This is a genomic window from Polynucleobacter antarcticus, from assembly GCF_013307245.1.
Lineage (GTDB): Bacteria > Pseudomonadota > Gammaproteobacteria > Burkholderiales > Burkholderiaceae > Polynucleobacter > Polynucleobacter antarcticus.
The window spans coordinates 1,325,809-1,339,846 of sequence record NZ_CP028941.1 but is presented as its reverse complement, the minus strand read 5'-3'; the positions used below and the strand labels follow the sequence as shown (position 1 = coordinate 1,339,846).

The 14,038-nt window shown below is 45.6% G+C and carries 10 protein-coding genes; 3 read left to right on the top strand and 7 right to left on the bottom strand.

Features of this window, described 5'->3' with window-relative positions; genetic code table 11:
• Window positions 1–24: 24 nt before the first annotated feature.
• The 5 genes from DCO16_RS06975 to trxA form a co-directional block, all read right to left on the bottom strand.
• On the bottom strand, window positions 25–1,419 hold the full coding sequence (locus DCO16_RS06975) for an MATE family efflux transporter (protein ID WP_173942979.1): 1,395 nt from the start codon (window positions 1,417–1,419) through the stop codon (window positions 25–27).
• Window positions 1,420–3,147, bottom strand: a complete 1,728-nt coding sequence (locus DCO16_RS06970) for an ArnT family glycosyltransferase (RefSeq protein ID WP_173942978.1) — start codon at window positions 3,145–3,147, stop codon at window positions 1,420–1,422. It abuts the gene before it with no gap.
• An 81-nt stretch (window positions 3,148–3,228) separates the two neighbouring features.
• The gene (locus tag DCO16_RS06965; protein WP_173942977.1) at window positions 3,229–3,588 is read right to left on the bottom strand and encodes a type B 50S ribosomal protein L31; all 360 of its coding nucleotides are present in this window, start codon (window positions 3,586–3,588) and stop codon (window positions 3,229–3,231) included.
• Window positions 3,589–3,756: 168 nt separating this feature from the next.
• The gene (gene rho, locus DCO16_RS06960; protein ID WP_173942976.1) at window positions 3,757–5,019 is read right to left on the bottom strand and encodes a transcription termination factor Rho; all 1,263 of its coding nucleotides are present in this window, start codon (window positions 5,017–5,019) and stop codon (window positions 3,757–3,759) included.
• A 284-nt stretch (window positions 5,020–5,303) separates the two neighbouring features.
• Window positions 5,304–5,630: a thioredoxin TrxA gene (gene trxA, locus DCO16_RS06955; protein ID WP_062309025.1), complete on the bottom strand. Its 327-nt coding sequence runs from the start codon at window positions 5,628–5,630 to the stop codon at window positions 5,304–5,306.
• Window positions 5,631–5,759: 129 nt separating this feature from the next.
• Between trxA and DCO16_RS06950 the strand changes: the two genes are divergently transcribed.
• Window positions 5,760–8,759: a PD-(D/E)XK nuclease family protein gene (locus tag DCO16_RS06950; RefSeq protein ID WP_173942975.1), complete on the top strand. Its 3,000-nt coding sequence runs from the start codon at window positions 5,760–5,762 to the stop codon at window positions 8,757–8,759.
• A complete protein-coding gene (locus DCO16_RS06945) occupies window positions 8,756–12,295 on the top strand; it encodes a UvrD-helicase domain-containing protein (protein WP_254598010.1) in 3,540 nt (1,179 codons plus the stop codon). The genes DCO16_RS06950 and DCO16_RS06945 overlap by 4 nt, the downstream gene beginning before the upstream one ends.
• 9 nt (window positions 12,296–12,304) lie before the next feature.
• Here the strand turns inward: DCO16_RS06945 and DCO16_RS06940 are convergent, their stop codons facing one another.
• Both DCO16_RS06940 and DCO16_RS06935 read right to left on the bottom strand, forming a co-directional pair.
• Window positions 12,305–12,652 (bottom strand): BrnA antitoxin family protein, encoded by a 348-nt coding sequence (locus DCO16_RS06940; protein ID WP_173942973.1) that lies wholly within the window; start codon window positions 12,650–12,652, stop codon window positions 12,305–12,307.
• Entirely contained in the window at window positions 12,633–12,905 is a 273-nt protein-coding gene (locus tag DCO16_RS06935) for a BrnT family toxin (RefSeq protein WP_173942972.1), read from the bottom strand. Before DCO16_RS06935 ends, DCO16_RS06940 begins: the two co-directional genes overlap by 20 nt.
• A gap of 189 nt (window positions 12,906–13,094) precedes the next feature.
• Here DCO16_RS06935 and DCO16_RS06930 point away from each other — a divergent pair, with 189 nt between their 5' ends.
• Complete coding sequence (locus tag DCO16_RS06930) at window positions 13,095–14,012, top strand: tetratricopeptide repeat protein (protein WP_254598009.1); 918 nt, start codon at window positions 13,095–13,097, stop codon at window positions 14,010–14,012.
• Window positions 14,013–14,038 lie beyond the last annotated feature (26 nt).

Sequence of the window (14,038 nt, the reverse complement as noted above, 5' to 3'; positions counted from 1 at the left end):
TGGCCAATACGTTTTTAAGTCTGCTTAAACTTGCACAGGCGGATGTGTTTTTTCAAAGCGTGCAGCCGTTTTTCTAAATAGATAGAGCAGTAGTAATGCAGCTAAACCTAGACTCACACTATTGCCAGCCCAAAAGCCATTCGCACCTTGTAAAAATTCTGGGGTATTGCCTAGGACATTAAAGCCCATGACGTAACCGCCACCTAGGCCTATACCCCAAAGTGATCCGGCGTAAATGAGCATCGGCCAAAAGGCGACGCGGTAAGCACGCAGAATAAATGCTGCAGTAATCTGTAGGGCATCAAAAATCTGATAAAAGGCAACAAACAAAAAGAGTGGAATAGCAAATGCTTTCACCTCTTCGGGGGGATCGTAGAGATCTAATAAGGCCATGCGGAAAACCCACACCGAAATACCAATCACAATGCAGAGAGCAGTAGTAAAAAATACAGAGGACCAGCCGATTTCTTCAGCACGCTTTTGTCGTCCTGCGCCAATCGATTGGGAGACTAATGTCATGGTGGCAATCGATAGTGATAATGGCACCATATAGATGACAGTGCCCAAATTCGCCACAATCTGATGACCTGCTAATGCCGTTGTTCCTAAGCGAGCAATAAACAAAGACATAAAAGCAAAAGAGGTCACTTCAATCAGATAACTAAACCCAATCGGGGCACCCAATCTGAGTAAGGTCCAGATCCGATGCCAATCTGGCCAACTAAATCGGGCAAAGATATGAAAGGGCTTATAAAAGCGATCAAACAATACAAAACCTAAAGTGATGATGAGCCAGAACCAGCTAATAATCACGGTGGCAACAGCGCAACCCGGACCACCCATGCCTTCAATACCAAGACCACCATAAATAAATAAGAGATTTAAGGGAAGTTTTAAACCTAGACCAATGAGCTGAATGACTGTAATGACGGCAGGACGCGAGACAGCATTATGAAAAGCGATCAAGGCACGCATTGCCATGCTCGCCGGTAGTCCGATAGCTAAAATGGCTAGATATAGGCGTGCCTTCTCTTCAATATCTGGAGTGACTTGAGAGATTGCCAGTAGATAATCGGGGTTGAGAAGAATGACACAACCTAAAACAGTGAGACCCAGTGCGAGCCAAGTAGCTTGCCTGACCTCTTCACCAATTTCTGTAAATCGCTTTGCGCCAAAGAGCTGACCTGCAATCGGTGCGAGGGCAGAGATGACGCCAGTGAGCCCCACATAGATACTAATAAAAATTGCAGAAGCCATTGCTAGTGCAGCTAAATCATCCGCAGAATAACGGGCGGTCATGGCGGTGTCTAAAACACCAAAGCTGATAACAGCCAATTGACCGATAAGTAGTGGGCCAGCGAGTTTTAGTAGAGCGGGAATATCCTCGCGCAAGCGCGATAACTTAAGGTACAACGTCATTTACTGTTGACCTACAGGGGTAATCTGGTAAAGACGGAGGCGCTCATCGCGGTCAGCTGCGCGACGATCTTCCCAAAGTAACTCAATTTTCTTTTTGTTTAGACTTGCGTAAGCTTGAGCACCTGAAGAGCTGTGCGTCAGCATCAGATTGCAACTAGGGTCATCACGTAGAGTCAATGTGGTGAAGTAATTAAAAGAGGCGAGTTGGGCTGATCCGAGATTACTCGTGTCTATACATCCTGGAGTATTGGCAATAATGCTACTTAAACGATCTGAAACATAGCGATAGGTTTTAGCATAGTTAATCGTAGGGAGCCATAAAGTCATCAACAAGACCCACATTAAGGTAGTACCGGAAGCGGAGATGATGAGGCAGCGCCAAATTTCTTTTGGGGCGCGGGATGTTCTCCAGCGTACGATAGCTAACCAAATACCAGTAATGATCAGTGCCGCTACAAAACCAAAGTAATCAAATTGTGACTGGAAGCCTGGCAAGAGCCTTTGTAAATTAGCGGCAGTTGATTCTGGAAAGCCAGTCATTTTAGCGAGCCAAATAATCCATATCGCCAAAGCAATAATAGTGAAACTAAACATGGCGAACCAGTCAATAAAGCTAATGAGGCCCCGTTTTAAAATCGGCAAGCTAAAGGCGGCAATCATCGCTAGACTCGGAATCAAAATAATCAGGTCATGCTCATTGGCCTCCAACCTAAAAAGTACATAAACACAGCAGCCAATAAATAAGCTCAGCGGAATGCATAGGTGCGGCGCACGCCATTTTCCGGCTTCTTCTACTCTAGCCCAATGCGCAAGTGAAATCATAGCAAGGGGCCAAACAGGCCAGGCATAAACCCAAAAATTGACACTCATAAATCCTAGCGACTCTATCGATGGTGTAGATCGCATTTCAGGGACATTACGCCATCCATCTTGCGCAATATGACGCCATTCAGGAGTGAGATCGCCCAGATACCAAAGTGCTGGCCAAACTGCAAAGCCAATCAAACCAAACACTGTGCTTGTCAGCGTCCACCGAAATCGTAACTTAGCATTACTAGCAATCACTGCAATGATGGTGGCGCTCACAACGATTAAACTGAGCGTGAGGTTGCTTGATAGGGCAATAATCGCCACCCCTAAACCAGTCCACAAGCCGCCTTGCCATGGCTTATCTAGTCCGCGTACAGTGCCATATAAAATAATGCTGATACCCATCAGCTGCGCCATCATGGGGGTCGTTTCGTGAGCGCGCTGTGCAAGTCCTACACAAGCAAGAAAGATGAGTAAAGCACCATCTGCCAAAGTCATGCCATAACTTCTTCGGCCAGGCTGACCACCTACTGCTAATTCCACAGGCTGTACTTCTGGGCGACGACCTAATAAGTAGCTTGCATACCAAATTGCTACAGCTGCTGCAAAGAAGCAAATTGCCGAATAGAGGCGTGCCGCATTCGCCATGCCAATAAATGGGCCAAAAAGATCCATGAGGGTAGCGCCGAGCCAATAGGGTAATGGGGCGCCCAATGAAACATCCCGCCCTGTGAGATGAGGAACAATCCAGTCAAGTGCTTTGCCATTGTGTAAGGCCCACATACCGCCAAAACCAATGGCATCTTCATTCTTCCAAGGGTCGCGTGCAAAGAGGCCAGCGAAACCATAGATCAAGGTCAACGCAAAAATAATGATGCGAGGAATCGACGTAGTGGCGGCGGCGGTGAGTTTAACCATGGCTTAGGAATGAGCAATAAAAAAGGCAGCAAACGCTGCCTTGATTATCTCGTAGGGAAGTGATTCCCCGCAAATAGAAGATTAAACCTTCTTCGCTGTAGTCTTTTTAGCAGCGGGAGCACTAGCTTTTGCTTCTGCAGCAGCAGCTTTTTTCTCAGCTGTTTTAGCGGCGCCATCACCAGTAGACTTAGCAACTGCTTTAGTACCGAATTTTTGACGGAATTTCTCAACACGACCCGCAGTATCCATAATCTTTTGGGTACCAGTGTAAAAAGGGTGTGATTCAGATGAAGTCTCGATCTTGGACAATGGATACTCATTGCCGTCTTCCCATTTGATTTTCTCTTTGGTAGACATCGTAGAGCGAGTCTTGAAGCTAAAATTGTTAGAAACGTCTACAAAGACGATTTCACGATATTCGGGGTGAATGCCAGGTTTCATTATTAGTCCTATTAGCGGGTAGCCGTTCAGGTCGAGAGACCTCAATACTTACCCAGTTAAATGCTGTTGCTCTTGCGATAAATGAAAGCAGTTGCCACAGCAATAAAAGCGAAATTATGCCATGAAATCAATGGGAAAGCGCAGTGTTCCTGGCTTTCCTAGCTCAAATTAGCCACCTTTACGCATTAAATCAAAGAATTCACTGTTATTTTTGGTTGATTTGAGCTTATCCACAATGAAATTCATTGCCTCGATATCGTCCATATCAGCCAGTAATTTACGTAAAACCCAGATTTTCTGGAGATTTTCCGCCTTGACCAGCAACTCTTCTCGGCGGGTGCCAGACTTATTGAGGTTAATTGACGGATAGACACGACGCTCGGCTAAACGACGCTCGAGGTGGACTTCCATATTGCCGGTACCCTTGAACTCCTCATAAATCAGATCATCCATCCGACTACCTGTTTCAATCAAGGCAGTAGCGATGATGGTGAGAGAGCCACCTTCTTCAATATTACGAGCTGCACCGAAAAAGCGTTTTGGACGTTGTAGCGCATTGGCATCGACACCACCAGACAATACTTTTCCAGATGAAGGAATGACAGTGTTGTAGGCGCGCGCTAAACGGGTAATAGAGTCTAGCAAGATGATGACATCTTTTTTCATTTCGACAAGGCGTTTGGCTTTTTCAATCACCATTTCAGCAACTTGAACATGGCGCACCGCAGGCTCATCAAATGTCGAGGCGACCACCTCACCGCGCACAGAGCGCTGCATCTCAGTCACTTCCTCAGGGCGCTCATCGACTAAGAGAACAATCAAAATGGCATCTGGAAAGTTAGTAGAAATCGCATGGGCAATATGCTGCATCATCACCGTCTTACCGGACTTTGGTGAAGACACAATCAGACCACGTTGACCAAAGCCAATCGGGGAGATCATGTCGATAATGCGACCGGTTAAATTTTCTTCAGCTTTAATTTCACGTTCTAAATGAATCGTGCGATTAGGGTGGAGTGGTGTGAGGTTTTCGAACATGATGCGGTTCTTTAGCGCCTCAGGTGGCAAGCCATTGATCTTGTCGACCTTGACCAAAGCAAAGTAACGCTCACCATCCTTAGGGGTGCGAACCTCTCCCTCAACACTGTCACCGGTATGCAGGTTAAAGCGACGAATCTGGGCAGGGGAGATATAGATGTCATCCGGAGAAGCCATATAGGAGGCATCTGGAGAGCGTAAGAAACCAAAGCCATCTGGCAACACCTCCAAAGTGCCATCACCAAATACAGACTCACCTTCTTTAGCGCGCTTTTTGAGAATGGCGAACATGAGTTCTTGTTTGCGCATCCGTTGCGTATTTTCAATCTCTAGGCTGGAAGCCATTTCAAGTAGAGCGGATACGTGGAGGACTTTGAGTTCAGATAATTGCATGTGGTTCTCGGGTGTAGATAAAGAGGGAAGTAAGAATGTGTTTTGAGGTATTGCTGTCTAGATCGATATCAGACAGCTATAAAAAACAGAATTTTGGGGAGTTTACTAAAGAGAAGGGGGAGTAAGAAAACGAAAAGTCGGGGCACTGGTATGTGCGGTGAAATACTGATGAAGTAGATATTACACTAAAAATCGGGTCTCGCAAGGATCAAAAGGCGCTAAAACAGGTCTAAAGCGCTTTTAAAACCACAGGCCCACCCAGTGAGCCTGTGATCAAGGACGATTTACAGATGACTATCAATAAATGCAGTCAACTGGGATTTGGCCAAAGCACCTACTTTTTGAGCAGCAACAGTGCCGTTCTTAAATAGGATGAGTGTTGGAATGCCCCGAATATTAAATTGGGCAGGAACACCTTGGTTCTCATCGACATTCATCTTGGCGATTTGGATCTTATCGCCATACTCGCCAGCGAGCTCTTCCAGAATAGGGCCGATCATCTTGCAGGGACCGCACCACTCAGCCCAGAAGTCCAGCAACACAGGTTTATCGGATTTGAGAACGTCTTGCTCAAAAGAGGCATCAGTTACATATTTAATACCGGCGCTCATGGAAATTCCTTTTTGGTCTTATTTAGTCTTATCTAGCTATTACGCTACAGGGCTTATATTAGCAATAAGCCATCAGTTCTGCCTAAATTTTAAAAACGTAATGAAAATACTCGCCAAGACCCGCTTTTAATGTCCATGCCATTTCCGACCATTTCCCAGCAAAAGCAGCCACATGCCTGGAGGATTGCGCCTAATGCAGGTGCTCTGCAGGCGCTTGCCCAGGGTATTTGGAATTGTGCGGTTCAAACCCAGCAGCGCCCCTTGGTGGTGCTTAGCACTGCAGGGCCATTAATCGGGGTGAGAGCCGCCTTAGAGCAATATCGACCCAAAGACCTAGATCCCCAGATTGCTTTCTTACCCCAAGTGATGAGCTTTCAAGATTGGCTAGAGGCGGCACCAGGTGCTTGGAAGTTCCCCAAAAAACAAACAGACCTAGAACGTTGGTTATCCGTTTTCGTAAATCTGCGCAAGCATAAAGTGCTACAAGCCTGGTTTAAAGCCGAGAGTGAAGCGGGTGCATGGGGATTAGCGCAAGCCGTGATTGATGCATGTGATGCTTTATCGGAAGCGGTTGTCCCGCAATTGCAGGATGAGCTAAATGCCTTATTAAAAGACCAAAAATTAGATAGCTCTTTGTCGTTAAAGCAAGTAGAGCGTGTGTTAGATCAAGCGGTAGCAAAAGCGTATGTGGGTCTATCACGCAATATTGTGGATGAAGAGTCTGCCGTTTTACTGGCATTTTGGCGTCACCTGACGCATGCAGGTGATCCCGTAATTCGTAAGCACTTAGCCATGGCAGCCCATTTGCAGTCAGCTCAAAGTGGTGCTGTGCGCAAGATAGCAAGACCATTTATCTGGGTGCAAACAGCAGATCCAAAGCCAATCGATCAAGAGTTGATTGACCAATACTTCGCTAACTACGCGCAGGTAGCGCCAGTCGTACGCGTTGATCTAGATTGGCAATCCGTTGCATTATGGCCTGAGGCGCTCTGTGGCCAAGATGGTGATGGTCAAATCATGAGTGCAGACACCCAAGATGTAGTGCAAATAAAAAATAATATTCAAGAAACCAGTAACGGTATTTGGAATCTGCTTGCAGCAAGACGTTTTGAAGAGCTAGCCTGGGCCGCAACAAAATCAATTGAAAAACATTTGATTGCAGGCAAGACCAATATTGCCTTAGTGGCACAAGATCGTTTAGCAGCCAGAAGGGCGCGTGCACTACTCAGTCGTTTGGGAGATTCGCTACGTATCCTGGATGAAACAGGGTGGAAGCTATCTACTACTCGAGCAGCAGCTGCTCTGGATTCGTGGTTAGAACTGATTCGAGCACCAAGAGAAGGACCTACTGCAAACACTCTATTTGCCTTTTTGCAAAACCCCTATTTTGATCTTGCATATAGTCTGAATACATCACCAGAAATATGTGAAGGCCTGATTGCTCAATTAGAAGATATTTTGATTGCGAGTCAGGCACAGTCTGGATGGGAAACTTTTAGGGCAGCTATAGATCGGGCTAATCTCTATGCATCAAGTCATGGTGGATCACCCAACGCCCATCTGCTCGAGCTCATTCATTTTGTTCAAAGCCGCCATCTGGCTTGGCAAAACCTCGCATTAGATTGCTCAAGCGCATATGCGCGCCTGCAATCTGATCTACAGGAAACAGGTATGTTGATGCGCCTTGAGAAAGACGCTGCCGGCAAGCAATTGTTAGAAATTATTCAGAGTTTTGATCTGAGCGCGGGAGCCTATCAACATGTGAAGATGCGTTTGCCCGAGTGGCTCAGTCTTTTAAAAACGGTGATTGAAGAAGCGAGCTATTCAGAGACTGGTAAGCAGGCGCAGGCAACTTTGAGTATTTTGCCGCTAAGTTCAACACGCTTACGTCAATTTGACGCGGTAGTGGTGGTGGGTTGCGATGAGCAGCAATTACCTGCTTTTTCTGAGCCACCCTTATTTTTCTCGGATACGCTCAACCGCTATCTCAAATCTTCCACGATGAATGCTCAATATATTCAGCAGGCCAGAGATTTGTCTCAGCTATTAGTCTCTTGTAAGCACGTGGATTTACTCTGGCAGAGCAAAAGTAAAAGTGGTGAACCACTCAGGCCTTCAGCTTGGATTCAGCGCTTACAAATAGAGCTCAAACAATGGCGGGCCATTGAGCTTAAGCCGCAAATATATGACGGTCAATCGCAGCCCATTCAGATGGCAGTTGGTAACCCCCATAAAGAGTTGGCTATCCCCATGACTGTTTCACCGAGTGCTTATAAAGCTTTGCGTGATTGTCCCTATCGGTATTACGTCAGTAGTCTTTTAGGGTTACGTAAGGCTAAAGAATTTGAGGAAGGCTTTGATGCATCTTTAGTGGGCCAAACTCTACATGCTTTGCTAAAAACCTTTTTTCAGGCACTTAAGACCGAAGAAGAAAAGACCCATTCATCTCTTCATGATGGGCATGAAGTACGTCGCCAATGGATGATCGATCAGTTAATCCGATATTCTGAAAAAGAATTTGAGCGCTTAATTGCTGGGGATGCCAGAGTCCTCGGTACTCTACGCGATTGGCAAAAACAAATCCCGAGTTTTGTAGATTGGCAGTTAAAGCGTGAATCTGAGGGCTGGCGCTATCACGATGCTGAGTTACCAATTAGCTTCACATTAACTTTGATGGATCCGGAGGGTATTCAAAGGGATATTCAGATTGGTGGGCGCGCTGATCGTTTTGATATTCATCAAACGGATCAGACTGTTGCTGCGGTGATTGATTATAAAAATCAAAAGATGAAAAAGATTACAGATCGTGCCAAAAATATCTTGGATGATCCGCAATTATTAATCTATGCCCGGAGTGTCAATGAGAATGCTATTGCAGCCCATCTGCCTGGACGAACCATCCAACAGGCTGAGTGGGTTAGCTTAAAAGCGGAGCTCGATAAAGGCACAGAGAAAATGATCAGAACGCAGCCTGTTCAAGAGATGCCAGAAGTCATGGTGCAATTTTCAGAGCAGATCGTCAAAGACTTAAATAGTTTATGGGCTCGTAAGCCGATGAAGGCATTTGCTCCCGATAGCGTCTGCTTGTACTGCGAAGCCAGAGGCATCTGTAGAAAGGGTATGTGGTGAGCAAAGAGTTCGATTACGCCATTGCCTGCAATCCAGATAAGTCTGTGATTGTGTCTGCATGTGCTGGTAGCGGCAAAACCTGGCTATTAGTGGCTCGGATGATTAGGCTGCTGCTTGCTGGCACAAAGCCCCAAGAAATCCTTGCACTCACCTTTACCCGCAAAGCAGCGCAAGAGATGCGTGATCGACTCTATGGGTTGCTAGAGGAATTTTCTAGTAGCGATGATGTGAGCTTGACTAAGGAATTAGTTAAAAGAGGGCTTTCGGAAAGCGAGGCGATTACGCTGCTGCCTGAAGCAAGAGCGCTCTATCTTAAAGTACTAGCAAGTCCACAAGCGATTGTGATTGATACCTTCCATGGTTGGTTTGGTCGTTTGCTGGGTGCGGCACCGGTTTCTGCAGATGTGCAGCCCGGCTTTAGCTTACGAGAAGATGCTAAGCGCTTGCAAGAAGAATGCATGGAAGATTGGTGGGGGAATTTACCTGTAGATCTTAAAAAATACTACGATATTTTATTAGCCGAATTTGGAGCGAGCGAAACCCAAAAATTCTTGATGGGTAATTACAGTCTGTTTAAACAACGTGGTGCATGGTCATTTTTTCAGGGTGCTTGCGCAGCACAAGGAATAAGCCCCATCCAGCATTTAGATAGATGCCTATCTTGTTTGGGTAAACCTAACCCGCTAGAAGCTTTTTGGGGCGAAGTGCAAACTAAAGACAATTTAGATTTTCTATATCAATGCTTTAGTCATGGTACGCCCACCCAAATAGGTCGAGTACCCATCATTGAGAAAGCGATTGAACTTCACCGCACTGGAAAATCGGTGATGGAGATAGTAAATGAATGGCAATCCATTTTCTTAACGCAAAAATTGACACCATTGGCTGATATTGCCGCTACTTCCGCACCGATGCTGAAATACCTTGCCCAGTCTGGCGGCAATCCTGCAGAGATCACCGCAATCCGAAATCAATGGGTTGAGGCATTTGAAGCCTTGTTTGCATGGCAAAGTGAAGCACTCATACATCAACTCAATGATGCTTGGTTTGCGATGAGTGAGGCCATGCTCCTACACATGGCCAAGGCCAAAGAATCCATGCGTGTGCGTGACTTTGACGATTTAGAAATTGGTGTGAGTCAACTCATGGCTGATCCAGCTAATGCTGCTTATCTGCAGTCACGTTTGGATGCTAAATATAAGCATATTCTGATTGATGAGTTTCAGGATACGAATCCTCTGCAGTGGCAGATTTTGCGCTCTTGGTTGGACGGTTATGGAGGGGATGGCTCAATGCCCAGCGTCTTCATTGTGGGAGATCCAAAACAATCGATTTATCGTTTCCGCCGTGCTGACCCTCGCTTATTTGATAGTGCTAGAGATTTTTTGGTGAATAAATTAAAGGCAGAGTCTCTATCTCAAAATAAAACCCGCAGAAATGCACCGGCGATTAATGATGCCGTGAACGATATCTTTTTAGCTGGTACATTGCCGCCTAGCTATCCCTACTCTCCACAGACTACGGCTTGGGAAGCGCCGAAAGTACTTAAGTCAGATGCCTTGATGCAGTCGGATGATACGACTACAGGTGAGGCTCAATTATTGCCCTTAATAGATCGGGTAGAAAAAGAACAGCTAGAGCGCTTGGGGACGGCTTTTGATAATGCCATTGAAGATGCTAGTCAAACAATAGGTATTGCACAGCGCTACGAGGAAGGTAAGCAGGTGAGTCGTTTGATTCATCACATTCTGGCGACGCGTCAAGTCGTGGATAAAAAAGACGGTAAAGAGTATTGGCGACCAGCCTACGCCAGTGATTTCATCCTATTGGTAAAGCGCCGTCAGTATCTTCCGCAGTTTGAGAGAGCGCTACGGGAAGCAGGCCTCGCTTATGACAGTTCACGTTTAGGGGGGCTCTTAAATACCTTAGAGATCGATGATTTAATTGCATTGCTCACGGTATTGGTGTCCCCAAGGCATGACTTGCCGTTGGCGCAAGTACTCAGAAGCCCTATCTTTAGTTTTACTGAAGTGCAAATGCAGATGCTCAGTATCAATGTGGGCGATCCCCATTTTGATGATTCTTTTTGGTGGGATGCATTGCAGGCCAGTTCGCATCCAGAAACACAAAAGGCAGCCCGTTATTTAGCCCATTGGCGCCAACTAGGTGAAGCCTTGCCTGTACATGACTTATTAGATTTGATTTATGCGGAAAGTAATCTACGGATTAAGTATGCAGTTGTTGCTCAAAATTTAGCGCGAGCACAAGTGTTGGCTAATTTGGATGCGTTCTTAGAGCTGGCTTTAAATCAAGATGGTGGTCGCTATCCCAGTTTAAGTCGATTCATTGATGATATGAATGCTATGCGGCGTGGTGATATCGATGAAACCCCCGATGAGGGTGATGTGGAAGCAGAGTCTGAGGCTGATGCCAATGATGATATTGGCGAGGTCGATGTAGATAGTGAGTTGTCTGAAGAAGATCAGCATAAGCGTGTACGTTTGATGACGATTCATGGCGCTAAAGGACTGGAGGCACCCTTTGTCATCATGCTCGATACTAACCATACAGAGTGGAAGGCACCACACCGCGGCGTCCTCTTAGATTGGTCCCCGGATCAGATTAGCCCCAGTCATTTATCTCTGTATACCTCCAAATCATTGACGGGTGAACGTAGCCTTATTCATAACAAAGAGAATGAAGTAAGCCAAAATGAAAATTGGAATTTACTTTATGTAGCCATGACCAGGGCAAAGCAGGGTCTATGGTTCAGCGGGGTGCAGGGTAGGACGAAGACAGGTATTCAGGAACGTTCTTGGTACGGTCGGGCATTGGCTGCTGGTATGAGTACCTTAGATCTAGATGCACTTAATTTGCAAGATACCACTAGCAAGCCACAGGATATCAAAGCTGAACTTGGCAGCATGCCATTTAAGATGGACCACTTTCAGATTGAATGGGATCTTGCCGTGCAGAGTCATCAAGATAATCTGGCTCAGATTGAGGATGGTGAATTAGCACGCGAACAAATCGCAAAAGCTTTAGATCAGACCCAAGTGCAGCCCGATCCAGAAATTTTAGAAGAGGGTGTGCATTTCCATAAGCTGCTGGAATTCCTTACCGTAAGCTCTGACAATGTATTGGCACCATCATTACCCAGTGAGCAAGAGGTCATGAACTGGCTCGATGTAGATCAAGAGCGCGCCATCAAAGTACTCGAGAGGACCAAGACAGTATTAGAAGCGCCAGCCTTGCAACCTTATCTCATTTCTGGGCCATGGCTACAGGCATGGAATGAGATCGATATTGCGACAGAGGAAGGTAAGAGTTATCGCATGGATCGACTAGTCGAGTTTGAAGATCACTTAGCGATTCTGGATTACAAGCTGACCATTCCAGCACAGGGTAGTGAACAGTATGAAAAATACCGCAAACAGTTACAGGGCTACCAAACAGAGTTGGGGCGCATCAGGGCTGATAAGCCTAGTAAAGCCTATTTAATTTCTGCTACAGGCTCTATTAAGGAAATCAACTAAGCGACTATTTCAAGCAGCAATTTTAAGTTTGCTTTTAATTAATACCCCTTGATTCATTTTCTTTTCAACCATGGCAATAGATTTAGACTCTCTTCTCACTTCGCCTAGCACTAAGTTAATAAAGGTTTGCCAACCCTCTCCCTTAGATTTGTAAAAATCTAAGGTGTCTTTATCAATTCTCAAAGTAATTTGCTCTTTGGATCCGCTCCCTAGTGGTCTGCCTCTTCCACGGATGAGGGTGGGTCCAGCCCTCTCCCATTCCGCATCTGTTAATGGCCGAGCATCTGGATCGGCCATCGCAGCTTTTGTAATGGCAGCATCTTCCTTAGCGCTTAACTTAATTAGTTTCTTTTTCATATTTGTTTATTTCACGGCTATTTGCTTTTCTTAGGCTAATAATTCTTCTAACAGTCTTCAAGTCGATATAAACCACACAATACAAACGTTGTTTCAGAGTTACGAGAGCAATGCGACGCTCTTCGCTGTAATCATTTCTGTTGTCAGCCCAACTGAGGGCATCATCCCAATCGAGGAACTCCGCTTTTGCAAGTGACACACCATGTTTTTTAAAGTTAGATTCATCTTTTGTTGAATGATAGGTTAATTTCATCCAGAATATTGTAGTTACGTTAAATCATATCATCAATGAATTAATATAACTACAAAAATTAAGGTTACTAGCTTTGGTTTATTTCTCACTTCCACTTGAAATTGCCTCAAAAGCCCTTATATAACTAAGGCATAGCAAAACTCCCAAACTGGAGATAATCAGTTTGTTAAATACCTTACTCAAGGAGTCATGATGAAAGCACCTAAGTTACTGAATATATTGGCTAGCATTTTCGCAACTGCGTTTTTGTTGACCAGTCAAATGACTATGGCCGAACCTAGTTTGTCCGAGGTCTACAAAGCAGTACAGTCTGGACAATTGGCTAAAGCCGACAGCATGATGAAAGAAGTTTTAGTAAACCATCCTAATAGCGCTAAGGCAAACTATGTAGCTGCTGAGTTATATCTAAAACAAGGTCAGGTAGAAGTAGCGCGTAATTATTTTATTAAAGCGCAAAACTTGGCTCCAGGCTTACCCTTTGCGCAAGCAGAGTCGGTCCAAAAACTCCAAACGCAATTAGCAAGCACAGCGGTAGCTTCGAGTGCCAGCCCTAACCTTAGCCCGGACTCTATTGTTAGCAATCCTATTTTCTGGGGTTTGATTGCCATTTTAGTAGTCGGCGTCATCATAGTAATGAAGCAACGTAAACGTGAAGCTACTCAAATGTATTCGGCCTCAAGCACTCCCCATCCTGGTACCTCTGGAAATCAGGGTGGACCTACTGGCCAGCCTAATAGTTCTAATAATCCTAACGGCTTTAGCGGTCCTGGCACTTCGGCAGCCCCAATGGCTACAGCAGCTCCAGTAGCCCCAACTGCTGGAATGGGTAGCGGCTTAATGGGAAGTCTTGCTACGGGCGCTGCATTAGGTGCTGGTATGTATGCAGGCCAAGCACTGGCTGGTAGTTTGTTTGGCAATAACAATAACGCGAACGGTAATTCTGCGGGGAATCAAGTGGATAGCCAAGCTGGTAATTCCCACATGAATCAAGTTGGTGGCCCCGCATCTTTAGACCCTAATTTTGGTGTGCGTGATGGCAGTTCCTGGGATGACAATAGCGCAAGCTCATGGGATGACAGTGGTGGTGATTTCATGAGTGATGTTTAAGTTTAATTAAATACATGCATCAACTT